Here is a 2,222-nt window from a genome sequence, read left to right on the forward strand (position 1 = left end):
CCTCCCGAGACGGACTGCTCGCCGTCGAGGAGGCCTTCGTGCTCCGGCCACCGCCGGCAGCCGGACACGACCACGACCCGACACCCCAGGAGGACCAGTGACCCCCACCGCGAGCGCCTACGCCAGGCGCTCCGCAACCGACAGGAGACATCATGACCGTGATTGGTAGCGCGCATGCCCCTTGCTTCAGCTATGGGGTAAGCGCATCAAGTGACAGCGAAACCTGCTACACTGTCAACTATGAGCGGCAAGGTTGTGAGGCGGGCGTACAAGTACCGCTTCTACCCGACCCCGGAGCAAGCCGAGCACTAGCCCAGCCGTTCAACCACCAGTCGGCACCGCTCGATGAACTCCGCGTCAGTCAAGTCGTTCTTGAAAGCGTTGATCAGGCGGTCGCACCAGACGCAGTTATCCATGTCTCGCGGGTCCCCGCCGCGGCTTCGGGGTATGCGGTGGTCCAAGCTGGCATTCACGCCGGGCACAAGTTTGACGCCGGTGTAGTAGCAGCGGAATCCTTGCGCTTCGAGCTTGGCCCACAATGCCGCGTACTGGTCTCCTTTGAATCCGTACTTGTTGGCGATACCCTGCAGCCAATGCACGCGGCAGTAGTTGCTCGCGTGTGTCGATGGCGCAGAGCACGCCACGCAGAAGCCTGTACCTCGGCGACTTCGTCGGTATTCCGCGCCCCTTGCGCCGTATCGTTCCCGCGCTTTCTCGCGGCACTGGACGCAGTTTTTGTAGCGCTCATCCGGGAGGCGTGCTCCGCAGTTGTTGCAAGCGAGCCCAGTTTCCGCCCACTTGGCTCTCAGGTTCTTCTTGCGTTCCGCCTGGCGCTTGGAGTGATGATCTGCGCAAGGTCGGCAGAAGCGTGTGGTACCAGTCGGCCCCCGCTCTTCGCCGCAATCCTTGCAGAGTCCCGCCGCGATTCTTCGCGCCTGAGTTGGTTCGTATGCCATAAGGCGAGTCTACCGCATGTGGAGGCTCGCGGTTTCAGCCTGTGGAGATGGAGTGAGACCGCCTCGCTCCTAGAGCGAGGAGGCGTCCGTTGAAGAAGCAGGAATCCCCCGGCTTCAGCCGTGGGGAGCAAGTCAACGATCTGGACACCCTCAGAGTCGGGAGCCTCTTCTCGGGCTACGGCGGCTTGGATCTCGCGCTAGAGGCCGTCTTCCCGACAGCCCAGGTCGTGTGGACCTCCGACATTGACTCGGGAGCGCGCAAGGTGCTCGCGAGTCGCTACCCCGACGCCCCCAACCTCGGCGACGTGACGCGCGTCGACTGGAGCACCGTCCCGCCCGTCGACCTCATCACGGGCGGATCCCCATGCCCAGACCTCAGCACCGCCGGACGACGCGCCGGCATGACCGACGGCACCCGCTCCAACCTGTGGGTCACCATGAGAGAGGCAATCGCCCATGTCCAACCCACATACGTCGTCTGGGAGAACGTCCGAGGAAGTCTCTCCGCTAAGGCCGCTAGCGACCTGGAACACTGCCCGGGATGTATGGGAAGTCCCGATGACAGAGGGCCTGTTCTGCGAGCACTTGGACGTGTACTCGGAGACTTGGGTGACCTCGGGTTCGATGCGGAATGGCACGGCCTACGAGCGTCCGACGTCGGCGCCTGTCACCAGCGGTTCCGAGTGTTCGTCCTCGCTTGGCGACGAGATGCTGCCGACGCCGACCACGCAGGACGCCAAGAATCTGGGCGCCCCATCGCAAATGAGGCGGAACACGCTGCCGTTGAACACGCGGGTGCTGCGGCTCTGAGAATGCTCCCCACGCCGCGGTCGTCGGACACCCACGGCGCGGGCGAGCATGGCACGGGTGGGCCTGACCTGCGCACCGTCGTGACCATGCTCCCCACGCCGGCCGCTGGCGCGTTCAACGACGGCGAGGACGTGGACGCATGGCAGGCCCGCCGAGACTGCGTCAAGGCCGAACTGGGCAACGGCAACGGCTTCGGGATGCCACTGGGTATCGCCGTCGCCACGCTCCCCACGCCTTCCGTGGCCGATGCTACGGGTGGGCATGAGCGACGTGGCGGCGCGCGCGGCGGCGAACTACTACTCAAGGGCATCGCATCCCACGAGCAGTTCGGACAGTACGCCCCTGCCGTCGCCCGTCAGGAGGTCGCGTTCGGGCACCCCGCGCCGTCGCCAACCGAGCCCGGCAAGAACCGGCCACGCCTCGCCGCTGCGTTCGCCGAATGGATGATGGGTCTGC

General features: G+C 65.3%; 3 protein-coding genes. 2 read left to right on the forward strand and 1 reads right to left on the reverse strand.

Annotated features, from left to right (window positions below; translation table 11 throughout):
* Nucleotides 1–240: 240 nt before the first annotated feature.
* Nucleotides 241–312, forward strand: coding sequence for a helix-turn-helix domain-containing protein (locus ACTQ05_RS09380; RefSeq protein ID WP_441042374.1), 72 nt, complete (start codon nucleotides 241–243; stop codon nucleotides 310–312).
* Here ACTQ05_RS09380 and ACTQ05_RS09385 read toward each other — a convergent pair.
* Nucleotides 309–599: an HNH endonuclease gene (locus tag ACTQ05_RS09385; protein ID WP_441085543.1), complete on the reverse strand. Its 291-nt coding sequence runs from the start codon at nucleotides 597–599 to the stop codon at nucleotides 309–311. The genes ACTQ05_RS09380 and ACTQ05_RS09385 overlap by 4 nt on opposite strands.
* A 446-nt stretch (nucleotides 600–1,045) precedes the next feature.
* Here ACTQ05_RS09385 and ACTQ05_RS09390 point away from each other — a divergent pair.
* Nucleotides 1,046–2,222 (forward strand): DNA cytosine methyltransferase (locus ACTQ05_RS09390; RefSeq protein WP_441538951.1); only part of this gene is annotated, 1,177 nt, incomplete at its 3' end.

The sequence above is a fragment of the Collinsella sp. LCP21S3_A9 genome (genome assembly GCF_052118785.1).
GTDB lineage: Bacteria > Actinomycetota > Coriobacteriia > Coriobacteriales > Coriobacteriaceae > Collinsella.